The 19,262-nt window shown below is 69.4% G+C and carries 16 protein-coding genes and 1 pseudogene; 3 read left to right on the forward strand and 14 right to left on the reverse strand.

From position 1 onward, the window contains the following. From JOY88_RS09220 to JOY88_RS09235, 4 genes are all read right to left on the reverse strand, one after another. A partial coding sequence (locus JOY88_RS09220; protein ID WP_293502000.1) for an arginase family protein occupies positions 1-164 on the reverse strand: 164 nt, incomplete at its 3' end. Continuing rightward, positions 161-1,036 (reverse strand): LOG family protein, encoded by an 876-nt coding sequence (locus JOY88_RS09225; RefSeq protein WP_293501970.1) that lies wholly within the window; start codon positions 1,034-1,036, stop codon positions 161-163. The genes JOY88_RS09220 and JOY88_RS09225, both read right to left, overlap by 4 nt. Before the next feature lie 64 nt (positions 1,037-1,100). Further along, on the reverse strand, positions 1,101-1,865 hold the full coding sequence (locus JOY88_RS09230; protein WP_293501971.1) for a HesA/MoeB/ThiF family protein: 765 nt from the start codon (positions 1,863-1,865) through the stop codon (positions 1,101-1,103). Next, positions 1,862-2,785, reverse strand: a complete 924-nt coding sequence (locus JOY88_RS09235) for a LysR family transcriptional regulator (RefSeq protein ID WP_293501972.1) — start codon at positions 2,783-2,785, stop codon at positions 1,862-1,864. Before JOY88_RS09235 ends, JOY88_RS09230 begins: the two co-directional genes overlap by 4 nt. A 73-nt stretch (positions 2,786-2,858) precedes the next feature. Between JOY88_RS09235 and JOY88_RS09240 the strand changes: the two genes are divergently transcribed. Further along, positions 2,859-4,037, forward strand: a complete 1,179-nt coding sequence (locus tag JOY88_RS09240; RefSeq protein ID WP_293501973.1) for an MFS transporter — start codon at positions 2,859-2,861, stop codon at positions 4,035-4,037. 54 nt (positions 4,038-4,091) lie between these two features. Here the strand turns inward: JOY88_RS09240 and JOY88_RS09245 are convergent, their stop codons facing one another. The 6 genes and pseudogenes from JOY88_RS09245 to JOY88_RS23200 form a co-directional block, all read right to left on the reverse strand. After that, positions 4,092-5,531, reverse strand: a complete 1,440-nt coding sequence (locus JOY88_RS09245; RefSeq protein WP_293501974.1) for a S41 family peptidase — start codon at positions 5,529-5,531, stop codon at positions 4,092-4,094. Between the two features lie 187 nt (positions 5,532-5,718). Next, on the reverse strand, positions 5,719-7,092 hold the full coding sequence (locus JOY88_RS09250) for a metallophosphoesterase family protein (RefSeq protein WP_293501975.1): 1,374 nt from the start codon (positions 7,090-7,092) through the stop codon (positions 5,719-5,721). Between the two features lie 2 nt (positions 7,093-7,094). Then, positions 7,095-9,329: a TonB-dependent receptor gene (locus JOY88_RS09255; RefSeq protein ID WP_293501976.1), complete on the reverse strand. Its 2,235-nt coding sequence runs from the start codon at positions 9,327-9,329 to the stop codon at positions 7,095-7,097. 388 nt (positions 9,330-9,717) lie between these two features. Next, positions 9,718-9,957 (reverse strand): annotated as a pseudogene (locus tag JOY88_RS23190) (dihydrodipicolinate synthase family protein); the annotation flags it as partial. A 102-nt stretch (positions 9,958-10,059) separates the two neighbouring features. After that, entirely contained in the window at positions 10,060-10,389 is a 330-nt protein-coding gene (locus JOY88_RS23195; protein WP_524539205.1) for a FadR/GntR family transcriptional regulator, read from the reverse strand. 129 nt (positions 10,390-10,518) lie between these two features. Next, positions 10,519-10,857 (reverse strand): GntR family transcriptional regulator, encoded by a 339-nt coding sequence (locus tag JOY88_RS23200; protein ID WP_524539204.1) that lies wholly within the window; start codon positions 10,855-10,857, stop codon positions 10,519-10,521. A 74-nt stretch (positions 10,858-10,931) separates the two neighbouring features. On the opposite strand from JOY88_RS23200, the gene garD reads away from it, so the two are divergent. Next, a complete protein-coding gene (gene garD, locus JOY88_RS09270; protein ID WP_293501978.1) occupies positions 10,932-12,482 on the forward strand; it encodes a galactarate dehydratase in 1,551 nt (516 codons plus the stop codon). Positions 12,483-12,491: 9 nt separating this feature from the next. On the opposite strand, the gene JOY88_RS09275 is transcribed toward garD, so the two are convergent. Together JOY88_RS09275 and JOY88_RS09280 are read right to left on the reverse strand one after the other, a co-directional pair. Further along, entirely contained in the window at positions 12,492-13,292 is an 801-nt protein-coding gene (locus JOY88_RS09275; protein ID WP_293501979.1) for a class II glutamine amidotransferase, read from the reverse strand. A 335-nt stretch (positions 13,293-13,627) separates the two neighbouring features. Then, entirely contained in the window at positions 13,628-14,485 is an 858-nt protein-coding gene (locus tag JOY88_RS09280; protein ID WP_293501980.1) for a LysR family transcriptional regulator, read from the reverse strand. A gap of 177 nt (positions 14,486-14,662) precedes the next feature. Here JOY88_RS09280 and JOY88_RS09285 point away from each other — a divergent pair, with 177 nt between their 5' ends. Then, positions 14,663-15,502: a DMT family transporter gene (locus JOY88_RS09285; protein WP_293502001.1), complete on the forward strand. Its 840-nt coding sequence runs from the start codon at positions 14,663-14,665 to the stop codon at positions 15,500-15,502. Here JOY88_RS09285 and JOY88_RS09290 read toward each other — a convergent pair. Both JOY88_RS09290 and JOY88_RS09295 read right to left on the reverse strand, forming a co-directional pair. Then, positions 15,499-16,203, reverse strand: coding sequence for an aspartyl/asparaginyl beta-hydroxylase domain-containing protein (locus JOY88_RS09290; RefSeq protein WP_293501981.1), 705 nt, complete (start codon positions 16,201-16,203; stop codon positions 15,499-15,501). The genes JOY88_RS09285 and JOY88_RS09290 overlap by 4 nt on opposite strands. 197 nt (positions 16,204-16,400) lie before the next feature. Beyond that, a complete protein-coding gene (locus JOY88_RS09295) occupies positions 16,401-19,115 on the reverse strand; it encodes a TonB-dependent receptor (RefSeq protein WP_293501982.1) in 2,715 nt (904 codons plus the stop codon). Between the last annotated feature and the right edge of the window lie 147 nt (positions 19,116-19,262).

The following is a 19,262-nucleotide window of genomic DNA, read 5'->3' on the forward strand; positions in this document are numbered from 1 at the left end:
GGGCCGGCCAGGTTGCCGCGGTCGAGCACGTCCACGCCGCGCGCGCGCAGCGCCTCGGCGAGGCCGGCCACGCGCATGGCCTCGGGGCCCATGCTGGCACCGCGCGCGCCGGCGCCGATGTCGGTGGGGGCGCCGATGAGGGAGACGTTCCTGAGTTGCGTCATTTGGGATTCGCGTTCGAGAGTTCGGGTTGGCCTTCCAGCAGGCCCCAAGCCTCCTCGGCGGTCTCGACGTAATGGAAGAGCTTCTCGTCGCCCGGGCTGATCATGCCGGTCTCCACCAGCAGGTCGATGTTGATGAGCCGGGTCCAGAACTCGCGTCCGAACAGCAGGATGGGGCGGCGGCGGCTCTTGCCGGTCTGGATCAGCGTCAGCGTCTCGAACAGCTCGTCCAGCGTGCCGAAGCCGCCGGGGAAGCACACCAGCGCGATGGAGCGCATCAGGAAGTGCATCTTGCGCAGGCCGAAGTAGTGGAAGCGAAAGCACAGCTCCGGCGTGATGTAGGGGTTGGGGTATTGCTCGTGCGGCAGCACGATGTTGAGGCCCACGCTCTTGCCGCCCACCTCGTAGGCGCCGCGGTTGCCGGCCTCCATGATGCCGGGGCCGCCGCCGGTGGCGATGACCACCGGCAGGCCACGGTCGGCGCAGGCGCTGGTGGCGATCTGCGCGAAGCGGCGCGCTTCCTCGTAGTAGCGGCTCATCGCGAGCTGGCGGCGGGCCTTGGCGGCGCCCGCCTCGTCGCCCTGTTCCTCGGCCGCCGTCAGCAGGGCCTGTGCCGCCTCGGCCGGCAGGATGCGGGCGCTGCCGAAGATGACGATGGTGGACTTGACGCCCTGCTCGTTCTGCACGACCTCGGGCTTCATCAGCTCCAGCTGCATGCGCACGGCGCGCATGTCCTCGCGCAGCAGGAAGCTCTCGTCCTTGAACGCCAGCTCGTAGGCGCTGCCCGGGCGGTCGTAGTCGGGATGGGGCTGCAGCGCGCGGCATTCTTCCCGAGCGGTCGGGAAGTTGCGCGTCGGGACGTCGGTGGGTTTCATGGGCGGTGGCGTCGTGTCGTGTCGGGGGCGGATTTTCAGCCTCATTCGGGCCGGTCGCCGGAATTCATCGGCTACCGCAGACCGGGCAGTCGGGGTCGCGCAGCATGGCGATCTCGCTCCACTGCATGCGCCGGCCGTCCAGCATCAGCAGGCGCCCGGCCAGCGGCTCGCCCACGCCCGCCAGCAGCTTCAGCGCTTCGGCGGCCTGCACGCTGCCGACGATGCCCACCAGCGGCGCGAACACGCCCATCGTGGAGCAGGCTGCGTCCTCGAAGCCGGCCTCCGGCGGGAACAGGCAGGCGTAGCAGGGCGGGCGCTCGCCGCAGCGGCTGTCGCCGTGAGCTGCATAAGTGCTGATCTGGCCATCGAAGCCTATGGCCGCGCCGGAGACCAGCGGCCTGGCATGGCGCACGCAGGCGGCGTTGACAAGGTGGCGCGTGGCGAAGTTGTCGGTGCAGTCGATGACGACGTCGGCAGCCGGCACCTCGGCGTCTAGCAGCGCGGCGTCAGCGCGGACGGCCAGCGCGCGCGTGCGAACGCCGGGGTTCAGCGCCGCCATGCGTGCCGCGGCAGACTCCACCTTGAGCCGGCCCAGGCTGCCCATGTCGTGGGCAATCTGGCGCTGCAGGTTGGTCAGCGACACGGTGTCGTGGTCGACCATCGTGATGTGCCCGACGCCGGCCGAGGCGAGGTAGAGCGCCACCGGCGAGCCCAGGCCGCCTGCGCCGATGACGAGGGCGCGAGCGGCCAGCAGGCGCTGCTGGCCCTCGATGCCGATCTCGTCGAGCAGCAGGTGGCGGGAGTAGCGCAGCAGTTCGTCGTCGGTCATGGCGTCGCCAGCATATCGGGCCATAGCGGCTCGCGCATGCTGCGTCGCATGGCCTCGATGAAGTAGCGCAGGCGCGCCGACGGCGCCGGCGGGTTGGGGTAGAGCAGTTGCACCGGCAGGGCCGGGCCGCGCCAGCGCGGCAGCAACTGCACGAGGCGGCCGTCGGCGATGTCCTGCCGTACCGCCCAGCCCGACAGCAGCGCGGCGCCCAGGCCCAGGCGCGCGGCCTCGCGGGTGGCGTAGAGGCTGTCGGTGGCCAGCACCGGGCTGATGGGCAGACGCTGGCGCACGCCGTCGTCGCGCTCCAGCTGCAGCTCCTGGCGGTAGAAGGTCGAGATCGCGATCCAGGGCAGCTCGGCCAGCGCCTCGGGCTCATCGAAGCTGCGCCCGGCGAGCAGCGCGGGCGCGGCCACCAGCACGCGCGGCACGCGCGCCAGCGGGATGGCGACGACGGCGCCCTCGGCCCGGCCGCCGACGCGGATGGCGCAGTCCAGCCCCTGCTCGATGAAGTTGGGCGCGGCGTCGCTCAGCAGCCAGTCGATGCGCAGGCCCGGCGCGTCCTGCAGCGCGCGCACCAGCGGCGCGACCAGTTGCTCCTGACCGAAGGCATGCGGCACCTGCACGCGCAGCAGCCCGGTGGGCCGCGCGGGCTCGGCGCGCAGCGAATGCTCGAAGTCCTCCCAATCGGCAGCCAGCGCCTTGGCGCGCTCCAGCGCGCGTTCGCCGGTATCGGTCAGGCGCAGCGCATGCGTGGAGCGCTGGATCAGCGGCTGGCCGAACTGCTGCTCCAGCGCCTGCAGCCGCCGGCTGACGGTGGGCTGGGTGGTGCCCAGCTGACGCGCCGCGGCGGACAGGCTGCCGGCCTCGACGATGCGGATGAAGGTCTGCATCAGCTGCAGGCGGTCGGACGTGGTGCTCATACGTGTAGCGTATGGCAGTCAGGCGGGCTCTGCGTCTAGCGGGTCTTGCCCGGGCTGGCCACACTGCGGCGCCATGAAGTCCACTCCCGCTCCTGCCGCCGTGCCCGCCACCCTGGGTCCGGCCCTGACGCTGCTGCTCGCCACCGCCACCGGCCTGGCCGTCGCGTCCATCTATTACGTCCAGCCGCTGCTGGGCCTGTTGTCCGAACAGTTCGGCGTGGGCAGCGCGGCCATAGGCCTGCTGCCCACGCTGACCCAGCTGGGCTATGGCGCGGCCATCCTGCTGCTGTCGCCGCTGGGCGACCGCTTTGACCGCCGCCGCATCATCGTCGTCAAGGCGGGGGCGCTGGTGGCGGCGCTGGCGCTGGCGGCGCTGGCGCCCGGCTTCGCGGCGTTGTGCGTGGCCAGCGTGGTCATCGGCCTGACGGCGACGCTGGCCCAGGACCTGGTGCCCGCTGCCGCGACGTTGGCGCCGGAGGCGCAGCGCGGAAAGCGCGTGGGCCAGGTCATGACGGGGCTGCTGCTGGGCATCTTGCTGTCGCGTGTGGCGGCGGGGTCGCTGGCGGCGCTGGCCGGCTGGCGGGCGGTCTATGCAAGTGCCGCCGTCGCCGTCGCGCTGCTGATCCCGCTGCTGTGGCGTGCGCTGCCGCGCTTCGTGCCCGCGACGCAGGCCGGCTATGGCGCGCTGCTGGCCTCCATGGTGGGGTTGTGGCGACAGCATGCGCCGCTGCGGCGCGCGGCCTGGGCCCAGGGTCTGTTGTCGGTGGCCTTCAGCGCCTTCTGGTCGACGCTGGCCCTCGTGCTGGCCGGGCCGGACTTCGGCCAGGGCAGCGCCGTGGCCGGCGCTTTCGGCCTGGCGGGCGCCGCGGGCGCGCTGGCGGCGCCGCTGGCCGGCGGCATGGCCGACCGGCGCGGGCCGCAGGCGGTGATCCGCGTCGCGGCGCTGCTGGTCTTCCTGTCGTTCGCGGTGCAGGCGCTGGCGCCGGCCTCGCTGGCACTGCTGGTGGGGGTGGCCGTGCTGTTCGACCTGGGCGTGCAGGCGGCGCTGGTCTCGCACCAGAGCGTGGTCTATGGCCTGGACCCGGCCTCGCGCAGCCGGCTCAACGCGGTGCTGGTCAGCGCCATGTTCGTCGGCATGGCCAGCGGCGCGGCGCTGGGCTCGGCGCTGCTCGCGGCCTGGGGCTGGCGCGCGGTGCCGGCTCTGGGCGCCGTGGCCGCGCTCGCGGCGCTGGCCATTGCGCGATCGCGCTGAGCAAAAAAGCGGGCCTCTTGCGAGGCCCGTGGTGCTTGAGGTCAGGAGCGACGGTTAGTCGTTGGTCTTGGCTTCAGCCTTGCGTTCCAGAGCCGTCTTGGACGCAATGACGGGTTGCCCCTTGAGCTTGTTCAGGGCCTGGACCAGCGGGAAGTCTTCGCTGGTGCCGAACTCCGGCAGCGGCTTGGGCGGCTCGGCACGCTTGGCGTACTCGGCTTCCAGCTTCTGGCGGGCTTCCTCGCGGGCCTTGGTGCGGGCCTCGTTGTCCTCGGCCTCGGGGCCGTTGTTCAGGTGCTTCTCGAGGTCGGCCTCGCGCATGCGCAGCGCGGCGAAGACATTGCCCTCGGCGGTCTCGTCCAGCATCACGTCGGGCACGATGCCCTTGGCCTGGATGGAGCGGCCGCTAGGCGTGTAGTAGCGCGCCGTGGTGATCTTCAGTGCCGTGTCGGGGCCCAGCTGGCGCACGGTCTGCACCGAGCCCTTGCCGAAGGTCTGGGCACCCATGATGGTGGCGCGGTGGTGGTCCTGCAGCGCGCCGGCGACGATCTCGCTGGCGCTGGCCGAGCCTTCGTTGACCAGCACGACCAGCGGCACCGTCTTCAGCGCGGCGGGCAGGCGCCTGATCGGGTCGTCGCTGCTGCGGCGGCGGTAGTCCTCGGGGTTGGCCTTGTAGCTGGCCTTGGACTCGGCGATCTGGCCGTTGGTGGACACGACCTCGACGTCCTTGGGCAGGAAGGCCGCGGAGATGGCGATGGCGCCGTCCAGCAGGCCGCCCGGGTCGTTGCGCAGATCCAGCACCAGGCCCTTCAGGTGGGGCTCCTGCCTGTAGATCTCCTCGAGCTTCTTGGCGAAGTCGTCGACGGTGCGGTCCTGGAACTGGCTGACGCGGATCCAGGCGTAGCCAGGCTCGACGACCTTGGCGCGCACGCTCTGCACCTTGATCTCCTCGCGCGTGATGGTCACGGGGAAGGTGCGGTTCTCGCTCTTGCGGTAGATGGACAGGCTGACCTTGGTGGCCGGGTCGCCGCGCATCTTCTTGACGGCCTGGTCCAGCGAGAGGCCGCGCACGGCGGTGTCGTCGATGCGGCTGATCAGGTCGCCGCTCTTCAGGCCGGCGCGGAAGGCGGGCGAGCCTTCGATGGGCGAGACGATCTTGACGAGGCCGTCCTCCATGCCGATCTCGATGCCGACGCCGACGAACTTGCCGGTCGTGCCTTCACGGAACTCCTTGAAGCTCTTCTTGTCGAAGAACTGCGAGTGGGGGTCCAGGCCGGAGACCATGCCCGAGATGGCGTCGTTGATCAGCTTTTTCTCGTCGACCGGCTCGACGTAGTCGCTCTTGACGAGGCCGAAGACCGCGGCGAGCTGCTGCATCTCGTCCAGGGGAAGGGGCGACAGGCTGCTGCGCGCATTGGCCTGGAGCTGCATCGTGGTGAGGGCACCTGCGACGGCGCCGAGGGCAACCCAGCCGGCGACTTTCAGTTTGGAGCTCATGAAGGCGAGTCCTGTGATCAACGGAATCCTGCCGAAACTGCTTGACAGGTGCCCCGAGTGTAGCGGGCAGGCCCGAGTCACTGACCCGATTTACCCTGCGGAAACCCTTCAAATCGGGGTCGCAGTGACGGAATGCGCGGGCGTGGCCGGTGCCGTGGCGTGACGAAGGTCATCGCCGATGCGCCCATCAGCAGCGCAGCTTCTGGCCCGCCAGGTTGCAGGTCGCCAGCGGCTGGCCCAGAGCATTGAAGGCCTGCAGCTGCCAGCCCTGGGGCGTGGCCGTCAGCAGCGCCATGCCGAACTCGGTGTGGCTCTGGAAGGTCTCCACCCGCACGCCGGGCAGCGGCTCGGCCTTCAGAGCGGACGCCGCGTTGAGGCGGCCGGCCGCCGCCGAGCCGCCGTTGCCGATGACGAGGCTGGCCGGCTGGTTGCTCGCGAAGCCCAGCAACTCGTGGATGTGCAGATGCCCGTGCAGCGTGGCCTGGATGCCCGGCGGGAACAGGCGCGCACCGAACGCATCCTGCAGCAGCGGCGTGAGACCGGAGCGGGCCGGCGCGGCCGTGCCGAGCAGGCTGGGGCTGAAGGCCAGGCTGGGGTGGTGATTGACGAAGAGGCTCTGCGTCCGCTCGCCGGACAGCTCGGCCACGCGGTCCAGCTGCTGGCGCCAGCGCGCCCATGCCGGCGAGTCCTGCGGCGGCGTCCGGCCGCCGATCGCGGCGGAGTCGAAGACGATCAGCTGGCTGCGCGGCGACAACGGCACGGCGAAGGGCATCGTGAAGTCGCCGTCGTTGAAGCCGCCGGCGCCCGCCTCGGCCTGGCAGGCGCGCACCGGGCCGCTCTGCGCGTCCAGGTAGCGCAGCCAGCCCTGGCCGGCGCGGTTGCAGGCCTCGTGGTTGCCGCGCACGAACACCCAGGGCGCGGCGGCCAGCAAGTCCCTGGCGGGCCGGAAGAAGTCGGCCTGCCAGGTGTCGTCGCCATAACCCCAGGGGCTGTTGGCGCAGCCGGCCATGCCGGCCGGGCAGGGGCTCTCGCGGTAGTGATAGTCGCCGACGTGGATGACGAGGTCGGGCGCCAGCGCCAGCGCGCGCGCCAGCACGCGCGGGAAGGGCCAGCCGCTGGGGTCGTCGCAGGGCTGGAACTCGCGGCCCGAGGCCTTGAGGCGGCAGCCCGTGTCGCCGAGGACGAGGATGCGGTGAGGCTCGGCGACCGGGGCCCGCAGCGTGAGGGCGCCGAGCTGCACGCTGGCGGCGCCCGCCGGCCACGCGGCCTCGCAGGCGCGCAGCGTGAAGCGGCTGGGCTTGCGCTCGGGTTCGGCGTTGCCGGGCGGCGGCGGCTCGTCGCCGGGGGCGCTGCGCTCCTGCATGGCGACGCTGCCGCCGGCCCAGCCTAGCGTGGGGCAGGCGGCCTCGTCGGTCAGCGCGCGCACCGCCCAGCCCGGGCCGGCGACGGCCTGCACCCAGGCCTGTTGAAGGCCCGTGGCGGGTTCGGCGGGCGGCTGCGCGTCGTGGGCGCAGCCCACGAGCACGGCCAGCAACGCGACGGCGAGGCAGCCCTTGAACATGCTCAGAACTCTGCCTTGGCCGACACCTGGTAGCTGCGCGGCGCCTGGAAGATGTACTGGTCGCCGGCCACCGTCTTGCCCGGGCTGATCGAAGTGATGTCCTGCTTGTTCATCAGGTTGAAGACGTTGAGTTGCAGTTTCAGGGCCTTGAGCCCCATGCCCAGGCCGGTGAAGCGGTAGGACAGGCTCAGGTCGGTGTTGGTCGTCGCAGCGGTGTGGTAGCGGTCGTAGGCGGCCGGATTGCTCGCATCGTAGTCCTGCTGATAGATGCCGCCGGTGCGCTTCCAGATCAGCGAGGCGCCCCAGGGGCCCATGTTGTACAGGGCACCGAGGGCGGCCGTCATGTTGGGCGCATTGGCGATGCGCTTGCCGGTGTCATTGGACTGGGTCTTGTTGACGGAGCCGTTGACATAGGCCGCGAAGCCCCCGCCGACCAGCCAGGTGGCCTGGGCCTCGACGCCCTGGTAGGCGGCGCCGCCGATGTTGACGTAGGCCGCGTCCGCGCCGGCCAGGCCGTTGGAGACGTACTTGTTCTTGAAGTCGATGCGGTAGATGTCGGCGTCCCAGGTCAGCGCGGCGCTCTTGCCGACGATGCCGAGCTGGTAGTTCGTCGAGGTCTGCGGGGCGCTGCTGTTCTTCGTCGGGTCGGCGATGTAGAAGGACTTCAGGTCGGGGATCTGGTAGCCCTGGGCGTACTGCGCGTAGACGGCCAGATCCTGGCCCAGGCGCTGGTTCAGCGTCAGGAAGGGCAGGGTCTTGCTGTAGCCGACGCTGGCGTTCTGCGGCGTGCGCGTCGTCTGGTTGACGAGGGCGTTGACCGAGCGCGTGATCTCGACGCGCTTGACGCCGGGCGTCACCGTGGTGCCGGCGAGCGGCTCCCACTCGAACTCGGCAAAGGGCTGGAAGGACGAGATCTTGGACTGCTGGTCGAACAGGATGTCCGGGTACTTCACCGGCGTCGGCTTGGTCTCGCGCGGGTCGCGCAGGCCCAGCGTCAGGTCGAGGTCGTACTGGTGGCGGTCGGTGTCGGAGCTCTCGACCCAGGCGCCCGTGCGCAGCGTGCCCGCGTCGAAGTGGCTCTCGGCGCGCAGGATGCCGCCATAGACGCGGTACTTGTTCTGCTTGTCGATGCCGGGGATGTCGGCATTGCCCTTGGGGCCGACGACGGTGCCGGGCTTGGTCAGGCCGGTCGGGTCGGTGGACGAGATGGTCTGGTTGTCGTAGCTGTAGGTGTAGATCTGTGCCTCGGTCGTGAAGCCGCTCGACCAGCGCGAGCGCAGGCGCAGGTATTCGAAGTCGGTCGCCTTGCCGGTGTAGTTGAAGCCGGCATAGTTGAAGCTCGTCGGGTCGTTGTTGAGGCTGTAGTTCTTGCCGTACTTGGCGATCTGGTCCAGCGTCGGACCCTTGCTGTTGTCGGGCTGGACGTAGCGGATGCGGTTGACCGACGAGAAGGCCGTCAGCTTGTGGTCGGCCGACAGCGGCACGTCCACCTTGAGCGTCACGTTGTTGCTGGCGATATGGTTCAGCGTCAGATAGCCGTCGGACTCCAGGCGCTGCACGTTGAGCTGAACCGTCGCCTTGCCGAACTGGGGCAGCTCGCCCGACTCCAGGGCGACGCCCAGCAGCTTGGTGTTCCAGCGGCCGAACGAGCCGTAGACGGTGCCGCCGGCCTCCTTGCCTGCCTGCTTGGAGAACAGGTTCAGCGAGCCGCCGAAGGTCGCGTGGCCGATGTTGCTGGCGTTGCCGGGGCCGCGTTCGACGACGGCGCCACCGATGACGCCGGCCGGGAAGAAGGACGTGGAGTGGTGAGCGGGGTTGTTGGTGTCGCCCCAGGGGATGCCGTCGAAGGTGATGTTGTACTGGTCATCGCTGAAGCCGCGCATGGTCGTCTTCGTCTCGGACAGGCCGGGGCCGTTGGCCGAGTCGCCCGACAGGCTGGGCGCGATCGCGACGATGCGGCTGTATTCGGCCGTCGGCGCGACGGACTGCTCGATGAACTCCCGCGTGATGACGGACTGGGGCTGGGTTGCCGTCAGGCTGGCCTGGGTGGGGGCGACGGCCGACGCGGTGTTCTTCTCCTTGCGGTAGGCGCCGGACTGGGTCGACACCGTGACCGGCTCCAGCGTGACGACGTCGCCGGCCGGCCGGGCCTCGTCGGCGGCGTGGGCGCCGACGGACAGCATCAGTCCGGCCAGCGCGAGGCCACGGTTGAGGGGGGACAGGTCATGCAGGGACATCGGGCGGCGCATGGGAGGCGGGCTTTCTCGTTGTGCGGCAGGGCCGCTTGGTTGCAAAAGCCCGGCAGACTAGAAAGCCGCCATGAAGTGCCCGTGACGCCGTGCTTGCACGGAGCTTGCCGTGGTGCCGCCGCATCGGCGACGGATGCGTTCGGGCCGACCGCCAGGCGCCGCTGCCGGCGACGAGGCGGTGGCAGCAGGACTACTGCGGGCCCAGCCTGGCGATCAGCGCGCCGAGCTGCTCGACCTGGGCCGCGCTCAGCTCGGACAGTGGCGGGCTTACCGGGCCGGCCGAGTGGCCCAGCAGCGTGGCGCCGGCCTTCACGATGGACACGGCGTAGCCCTCGCCCTGGTTGCGCGGCGCGATGTAGGGCAGGAAGAAGTCGCGGATCAGGCCATCGCAGGTGTCCAGTGCGACCTGGATGACCTGGCCGTACTCGCTGGGCTCCAGCGAGAAGAACTCGCCCGTGCCGCCGGCCGCGAACAGCGCAGACGCACCATAGGGCTGCAGCCATTCCAGGCGCCCGGCATAGGCCTTGGGTGCGAAGTTCAGCAGCGCATCGAAGTCGGTCAGCGGGAAGGAAAGCAGGCCGGCCTGCAGGACGGCCTTGAGTTCCTGGGGCGACATGGGCGGGTCTCCATTGTTTGTCTTGTTGTGTGTCATCGCACAACTAAGGTTGGGGCAAGGCGCTCGGAATAGCCCGTGACGGAGAGTTCTGCGCGGCGGCGCTCAGGCCGCGTCGGCCTGGGCCCGGCGGCGTTCGCGGCTGTTGCTGAGGTGGGGGCGCATGGCCGCGTGGGCCGACTCGGCGTCCCGGCCGGCGATGGCGTCGAGGATGCTTTCATGCTCGGCGTTCACGCGCCGCATGTAGGCCAGCCGCTCGGCGCTCATGTCCGCCGCCGGCTCCGGCCGGGCGTGCGGGATGATCTGGGCGCCCAGCGTCGCCATCAGGTCGGCGAAATGGCTGTTCTGCGTCGCGCTGGCGATCTCCAGGTGGAACTGGAAGTCGGCCGCGACCGAGTCCCGCCCCGCCTCGACGGCCGCGATGAGCGCATCCAGCGCCCGGCGCGGCGCGGCGCGGCGAGGTTGTCCGCGGTGCGACGCTGGGCCGCCAGGCCGGCGGCCTCGGTCTCCACGCCCATGCGCAGCTCCGGCACGGCGACGACGTCCTGCAGCGTGCCGGGCTGCTCAGGCGTGATGCTGAACGGCGGGCCCTCGCCCGGGCCGATGATGAAGCTGCCGATGCCGTGGCACGTCTCCATCAGGCCGGCGGCTTGCAGCCTCGCGCACGACGGCGCGGCTGACGTCGAAGGCCGCCATGATGGCCGCCTCGGTGGGCAGCTTGTCGCCGGCCTGCAACTGGCCTGTGCGGATGCGCTCGCCGAGGCGTTCGACCCGCTCCAGGGTCAGCGTGCGCGGCCGACGGCGGGCGACAGGGGCGTGAATTTGCGGGTTATCCCGGAGTTTTGCCTTGCGCGAGACATCTAAAGTGGGTTGGTTGTACGACGACAAGACGACGTACAACAAGATCTGTTTGCACTTTAGCCACTCCGACGCCGGATATGGATGCCGTTTCCCCCCGTCCGCCGTTGACCCTCCGCATGCGCGATGAGGACAACGTCGCCATCGTCGCCAACGATGGCGGCCTGCCGGCGGGCACCCTGCTGCCCGCCGGTGTGCCCGGTGCAGGCCTGATGCTGCGGGAGCAGGTGCCGCAAGGCCACAAGTTTGCGCTGCGCGACCTCGCCGAGGGCGAGGCGGTGCTGCGCTACGGCGTGCCCATAGGCCATGCGCTCAAGCCCATCCCGGCCGGCAGCTGGGTGCACGAGCGCCTGTTGCATCTCCCGTCGGCACGCGTGCTGCAGGGCCTGCCCGCCGCCACCGTGAAGCCGCCGCTGGCCGAGCCGCTGGACGGCTACAGCTTCGAGGGCTACCGCAACGCCGACGGCTCGGTGGGTACGCGCAACATCCTGGCCATCACGACGACGGTGCAATGTGTGGCCGGCGTCGTCGCGCAGGCGGTGGCGCGCATCAAGGCCGAGCTGCTGCCGCTGTACCCCGGCGTCGACGATGTCGTCGGCCTGGAGCATAGCTACGGCTGCGGCGTGGCCATCGACGCGCCGGATGCCGTCATTCCCATCCGGACGCTGAAGCACATCTCGCTGAATCCCAACTTCGGCGGCGAGCTCATGGTGGTGAGCCTGGGCTGCGAGAAGCTGCAGCCCGCGCGGCTGCTGCCGCCGGGCTCCTTCCCCATCACCGACGGGCGCGCTGCCGACGCCGGCCCCGAGACCATCTGCCTGCAGGACGACGTGCATGTGGGCTTCATGTCCATGCTGGACGACATCGTGCAAAGCGCCCGGCCGCACCTCGAACGCCTGAACGCCCGCCGCCGCGAGACGGTGCCGGCCAGCGAACTGGTCGTCGGCGTGCAATGCGGCGGCAGCGATGCCTTCTCCGGCGTGACGGCCAACCCGGCCGTGGGCTTCTGCGCGGACCTTCTCGTGCGCGCCGGCGCCACCGTCATGTTCAGCGAGAACACCGAGGTGCGCGATGCGGTGGAACAGCTCACCAGCCGCGCTGCGACGCCCGAGGTGGCGGAGGCCATCGTGCGCGAGCTAGGCTGGTACGACCGCTACCTGGAGCGCGGCCGGGTGGACCGTGCCGCCAACACGACGCCCGGCAACAAGGCGGGCGGCCTGAGCAACATCGTCGAGAAGGCCATGGGCTCCATCGTGAAGAGCGGCAGCTCGGCCATCTCGCATGTGCTGTCGCCGGGCGACAAGCTGCGCCGCGACCAGCGCGGCCTGGTTTATGCCGCCACGCCGGCCAGCGACTTCATCTGCGGCACGCTGCAACTGGCCGCCGGCATGAACCTGCATGTGTTCACGACGGGCCGCGGCACGCCCTATGGCCTGGCGGAATGCCCGGTCGTCAAGGTCGCCACGCGCACGGAGCTGGCACGCCGCTGGCATGACCTGATGGACGTCAACGCGGGCCAGATCGCCGACGGCGAAGCCAGCATCGAGGAGACAGGCTGGGCCCTATTCCGCCTGCTGCTGGATGTTGCCAGCGGCCGCAGGAAGACCTGGGCCGAGCACTGGAAGCTGCACAACAGCCTGGTGCTGTTCAACCCGGCGCCGGTGACCTGAGGTCGCGCATCAGGCTGCGGCCAGTTCGGTCACGCCTGCGCTGAGGAACACGCAGTCGCCGTGCTCGAACACGCGCACCTCGCCGGGCGCAAACGCTTGCCAGGCCTCGCCGTGGGTCAGCGGCTCGGTGGCGACCAGCGCCATGCGGTCGGCCGGGTTGTTGACCGTGGCAAGGTCCACGCTGAGGTCGCCGTCGCGCAGGCTGACATGGCCGAAGGGCGGGCGGCGCTGCAGCCAGTGCAGCTTGGTGGAGGCGTGGGCCAGCATCGCGCGGCCGTCGGTCAGCAGCAGGTTGAAGCGGCCATGCTCGGCGATCTCGTGGATCCAGGGCGTCAGCGTTTCGGCCAGTTCGGGCCAGCCGGGCAGCCGGTGGCCGAAGCGCTGCTGCAGGCGCTGCATCAGCCAGCAGAAGGCGCGCTCGCTGTCGGTCTGGCCGGCAGGCGTGAAGCTGCCGTCCAGTTCGGGGTGGAAGTCCTTCAGGTCGCCGTTGTGGGCGAAGACCCAGGTGCGGCCGGCCCATTCGCGGCGAAAGGGATGGCAGTTCTCCACGGCGCGGGCGCCCTGGGTGGCCTTGCGGATATGGGCCAGGATGTTGCGGGCCCGCACCGGGTGGTGGCCCAGGTGGCGCGCCAGTTCGGACTCGGCGGCCGGGCTGTCCTCGACGCTGACTTCGCAGTGCTCGCCGTCGTGGAAGGCGACGCCCCAGCCGTCGACATGGTCTGCGGTGCGGCCGCCGCGGGCGGCGAAGCCGCTCAGCGAAAAGGTGGCGGCGGCCGGCTGGCGGCTGTTGAGGGCGAAAAGCTCACACATCGGACTGGGGCGGAAGCTGTCGGTGCAGGTTGCAACGCCGCAAGTCTGGTGGCGGATGACAGAAACGCCAACAAAGCTTTCGTCATGAGCTCATTCCCTGTGCACGCTGTCACGGCCTGGCGGGCAGGAAGGTGCGCTGCCAGCGCATCCGCGGCTCGTCGCGGCCACCGGCGCAGGGGAGCCGCGACGGGAAACAGTCGCCCCAGGTCGCGCGCGGCGGCCTGCCTCAGCCAGCCGGGCCAGGCGTCGGTACTGGCCTGCCGCTGCCGGTGGGCATGTCGCGCGGCTCGCTGACGAGACTCAGCCGCCCCGGGGCCATTGCCATGTGCCGCGCTTCACGCTCTGGCCCTGAGCGTCTGCACCAGCATGCGCTGCAGGGCGTCCGCCGCCAGGTTGCCCTTGGAGGCGGGGCTGCGGTAGACAGCCACTTCCATGGGTGCCAGCGGTCCCAGGCCTTGCTCGGCGCCCAGCAGCTGCAGATGAGGCGGCGCGCTGCACTGCGTCAGCACGGCCACAGCCAGCCCGCTCTCGACGGCGGCGATCTGTCCGGCCAGGTTGGAGCTGTTGTAGACGATGCGGTAGGGGCGCCCCTGCAAGGCCAGCGAGCGCAGGGCGCTGCGCCGGCCCAGGCTGGCTTCCTCGTAGACGGCGATGGGCAACGGGTTGCGGCGCCAGACGTCGAACTGCGGTGACCCGACCCAGACCATGGGCTCGTGGAAGAGCAGGCTGCCGCGGCGCGCATGGTCGCGCGAGACCAGGGCCAGGTCGAGCTCGCCGCGGGCCACGCGCGGGATCAGCAGCGTGGACTGCTCGCAGTCCAGCTGGATCTCCACCCCGCCGTGGCGCGGCGCGAAGCGCTTCAGCACGGGCGTCAGGTACTTGCTGGCGTAGTCGTCCGGCACGCCCAGCCTGACCAGACCCGAGATGTCGTCCTCGCGCAGCGCCGCCTGGGCCTCGGCCTGCAGGTCCAGCATGCGGCGGGCGTAGCCCAGCAGCGTCTGGCCTTCATGCGTCAGCTCCAGCTGGCGCGCGCCGCGCAGCAGCAATTGGTGCCCGATGGCCGCCTCCAGCTTCTTGAGCTGCATGCTGACGGCGGACTGTGAGCGGTGGATCTCGCCGGCCGCGCTGGACAGGGAGCCTGCGTCCACCGTGGCGACGAAGCATTTCAGCCAGTCGATCTGCAGGTCGCGCATGGTTTCGACAATCGGATGGTTGTTTGTCGAATTATGTGATTTTCGGATTCGTCAGAGGACGGCACATTGGGCGCCGTGAAGTCCCTTGCCAGCCCTACCGTGGACGCGTTCTCGGCCGCAGCCACGCGGCCGCGCGTCATCGCGGCCGGCCCCCTCGATGCCCGCGCCGGCGGCCTGATGTTGCTGCTGTGCCTGCTGTGGGGCCTGCAGCAGGTGTCGCTGAAGGCCGCCGCCGACGAGGCCAGCCCCATGCTGATGGTGGCCCTGCGTTCGGGCGTTGCGCTGGCGCTGCTGGCCGGGCTGATGCGCTGGCGCGGCGAGGCGCCGCAGCGCCAGCGCTGGAGGACCGGTGCCGTCGCGGGCGCCTTGTTCGGCATGGAGTACCTGCTGGTGGCCGAGGCGCTGCGGCTGACGCAGGCCTCGCACGTCGTCATCTTCCTGTACACCGCGCCGCTGTTCGCGGCCCTGGGCCTGCATCTCCGCCTGCCGGCGGAGCGGCTTGGGGGGCGGCAATGGGTGGGCATAGGACTGGCTTTCGGTGGCGTCGCTCTGGCCTTCCTCGGCGGCCTGGACGGTCCCGGAGGCGATTCGAGGGCGTTGCTGGGGGACGGGCTGGCCCTGATGGCCGGCATGGCGTGGGGTGCGACGACGCTCACCATACGCTGCACGGCGCTCGCCGCCGCGCCGGCCACGGAGACGCTGCTCTACCAGTTGCTCGGCGCCTTCCTGCTGTTGTTGCCGGGCGCCTGGCTCACGGGGCAATGGCGTTTCGAGCCCACGGTTGCCGTCTGGGCCCACCTTGGCTTTCAGAGCCTGGTCGTGTCGTTCGCGAGCTTCCTGACCTGGTGCTGGCTGCTGCGCCGCTACCTGGCGTCGCGGCTGGGTGCCTTCGCCTTCCTGACGCCGTTGTTCGGCGTGATGCTGGGCGCCTGGCTGCTGAACGAGGCCTTGGCGCCCAGCTTCGTCGCGGGCAGCCTGCTGGTGCTGGCCGGCATCGTCCTCGTCAGCAAGCCCTAGAACAGGTCGCCGCTGTAGCGGTCGGCCTTCTGCATGACCTTCTTGCCGTAGAGCGGCGCGGCCAGGCCCCAGAGCACGAAATGGTTCACCAGCCGCGGCAGCAGCGGCATAGGGCGGGGCACGTCGACGATGAGGACGACGCGCGGCTCGGTCGCCTGGTTGACGACCGCATGGGGCCAGGAGTCGTCGAACATGACGCCTTCGCCTTCCTTCCAGGTATAGGGCTGGCCGGCGACGCGTATGTGCGGTGGGTCCAGCTTGGGCACGCGGATGCCGAGGTGGTAGCGCAGATAGCCGACGTAGGGACCTTCGTGCTCTGGGATGGACTTGCCCGGGTCCAGCACGGAGAAGAAGGCCTGCAGCGTGCGCGGCACCTGGGCCAGAGCCTCGCAGGTGGCCGGGCAGCGCGCGCGGTTGGCCGCGGGCTTGTGGCCCAGCAACTCCAGCATGTAGACCTTCCAGTCGCCTGCCGTCGTTGCGGAGATCTCGGTGGCCGGGCGATTGACGTCGTGGTAGCGCGGCATGGGCACGCGCTCGGCGAGCAGGGCGTCGCACTCGCGCTGGATCTGCGGGAAGGCCCGGTCAAGGGCGCGCAGTTCGGGGTAGACGGCGTCGATGTCGAAGAAGACGGGGCGTTGCTCGTGGCCGGCGTAGTGAAGCAGCAGGTTGTTCACCGCGCGTTTGGGGGCGTGGTAATCCATGGCAATGCGGGTTAGGTCCGGTGCCGCCGATTCTTCCGATACCGCCCCCGCAGGGCCAGCAAATGAGGCATGACCACAGTCCGCACGCGGCCTTGAGTGTTGTGCTGTCGGCACGCCGAGGCAGGCGGGCCGGCGACGAACCAAAAAAAACGGGAGGCTTGCGCCTCCCGCTTGTGTGCCTGCTAAGGCGTTGTCGATCAGAAGTCCAGCGTGCCGCGCACGTAGACGGTGCGGCCGATCGGATCGTAGAAGCGCGAATCCCAGCCACCACCCTGGAACAGGGCCGTCTGGTTAGAGAACGGCGGGTCCCTGTCCGTCAGGTTGCGCACGCCGGCCACCAGCGTGAAGGCCTTCATCGGGCTGAAGCTGACATAGGCGTCGGCCGTTGCATAGGCCTTGACCGTGTTCGTCGGCGTCATGTCCTTGTAGCCGGACTTGTAGTGCAGCGCGAGGCCAGCACCCCAGCTACCTTGCGACCAGCTGCCGGCGAGGTTGTGTTGCCACTTGAAGACCGGGCCGCTGCCCGAGTAGATGCCGACGTTCTGGTGCCAGGGGCCGTTCTTGTAGTCCTGGTACTCGTACTTGCTGACGTAGGTGGACTGGTACTCGAAGCCCAGGCGACCGAACGACGTGGTCAGCTGGTACTGCATGCCCAGGTCGATACCCTGGGTATTCACGCCGCCCAGATTCTGCGTGCGCTCGTCGACGTAGCCGCAGGTGGGCGAGGTCGGGCCGTTCTGGCAGGCACGCGTGTTCTGGGGCAGGATGTTGCCCGGCTGCACGAAGTGGAAGTACTGCTGGAAGGTCTGGTAGTCGCCGAACAGCGTGGCTTCCGAGATCGAGCCGATCAGGTCTTTCACGCGGATCGACCAGAAGTCGACGCTGGTGCTGAGGCCCTTGACGGGCTCGAACACCATGCCGAGCGTGAAGCTCTTGGACTTCTCAGGCTTCAGGTCCTTGTTGCCGCCGAAGTAGGCCTGGAACTGTGCAGCGCAGTTCGCACCCGCGGTGGCGGGGTCCTTCGGCACGCCGCCCGGGCAGTTCAGCGGGTTGTCGTAGTTGTTGGTGTTGGTGAAGCCCGTGCTTGCGTTGAGCTCATACAGCGTCGGCGCGCGGAAGCCGGTCGACGCCGAACCACGCAGCAGCAGCTCCTTGCTCGGCTGGTAGCGGAAGCTGAGCTTGGGGTTGGTGGTGTTGCCGAAGTCGCTGTACTTGTCAAAGCGCACCGATGCCGTCAGCTCGAGCTCCTTCGTCAGTGGCATGTTCAGCTCGGTGTAGGCAGCGGACACGTTGCGCTTGCCTTCGGAGTGGGCGTCGGGGTCGACACCGGTGCTGGAGGACGCGGCGACCGCGAAATCATGGTGGTTGAAGTCGCGGAAGTCCTCATGCCGGAATTCCCCGCCCACGGCGATCTGCACCGGACGCGTCGCGCCGAACCAGTCGCCCAGTTCGCGGCTGGCGCTGGCCGTGAGGCTGCTCACCTTGCCGATGCTGGTGCTCAGCAGGCCCTTCAGCGCTGCGCTCTGGATGAGCGCCACGCTTTCCGGGGTCTGGTCGCCGAACGGATTGATGATGCCTCGGATGAGGCCTTCACCGATCACGTCGCCGTCGGCATAGCCGCCGGTGAGGTAGCGGTCATTCTGCGTGTGGTTGTAGGCGAGGGCTGCCTTGTAGTCCCAGCCTGCGGCATTGCCTTCGGCCGTGAACATGCCGCGATATTGCTTGGCGTTGTTCTTTTCCTGGCGCGGACCGCTGACGAGGTCGCGCCACCAGACCAGGACGCCACCCTTTTGCAGATTCACCGGCTTCGGGAACTGGGCCGTCGGGTTGTTGAAGGGCTCGCCGTCGGCGCCGTAGTAGTCGAAGTTGGGGCTGTACTTCGGGTTGCTCAGCGCCGCCGTCGGGAAGTACTTAGTGCCCGGGTTGATCCAGTAGCCGCCGTAGGGCACAGGCGCGATCTTCGACTCGACCGTGTTCTTCGAGTAGAAGGCTTCGGCGCCGAGCCTGAGGCTGGAGGTCGCGTCGACGGTGCCCTTGAGCAGGCCCGAGATGGTCTCGCTGCGCGGGTTGATGCTGACGAACGGGGGGGTGACGATGCGGCAGCCCGTGGCGCCGGCATTGGGGATCAGGTTGGGGGCGTTGCAACCCGGCGCGATCGGGTTGTAGTAGGCGCCGCCGCCGGTCACCTGGTAGTTGGCCGGGAAGGTGCTGTTGGACAGGCCGCCGACCATGCGCTTGTTGAAGTCGCGCTGGTCGCCGTTGATGAAGTCCCGCTTCTTCAGGCTCAGCGTGCCGAAGATGTTCCAGCCGTCCTTGGACAGGTCGCCAAGGCCATAGCCCAGGTTGGCGCTGTTCGTGTCGCCGCCGGCCTTCTTGGGGGCGTCATAGCCCACGCTGAGCGTGCCGCCGGTGAAGCTGGTCTTGGTGATGAAGTTGATCACGCCGCCGATGGCGTCCGTGCCGTACAGCGAAGAGGCGCCATCCCGCAGCACTTCGACGCGTTCGATGGCCGCGAACGGGATCATGTTCATGTCCGGCGCTTCGGCGCCGGTGGCGCTGTTGGCGATGCGCTGGCCGTTGAGCAGCACCAGCGTCTTGTCGGCGCCGATGCCACGCATGTTGGCGTAGCTCGCGCCGCCCGTGCCAGAGCCGATCGACGACGCCATGTTCTGGGTGGCCTGGACGGACGACAGCAAGCCCAGGATCTGCTCGACCGAAGTCACGCCCTGCGACTTCAGCTCGGCCATCTTGATGACGGTCACGGGGACCGCGGTTTCCGCATCAATGCGCTTGATGGCGGAACCGGTGACGGTCACCCGTTCGATCTGCTGCGGCTCGGCTTGTTGGGCCCAGGCGCTAAGACCGCCGAAGGTCAACAGGACCGCGGCGGCGATTTTGGTTTGCTTATGCATCACTGCTCCAGAAAAGATTGGCAAGCGGGTGTGTTGCCAAACGACTCAGCCAAAGATGATTCGCCCGGTCGGGCGACGGCTGACACAAATTTTCTGGGCGTGTGAATTTCGTACCGACTTGGGAAAACCCTAGCGGCCCCTAATGAT

The sequence above is a fragment of the Roseateles sp. genome (genome assembly GCF_019237615.1).
Taxonomy (GTDB): domain Bacteria; phylum Pseudomonadota; class Gammaproteobacteria; order Burkholderiales; family Burkholderiaceae_C; genus Pelomonas.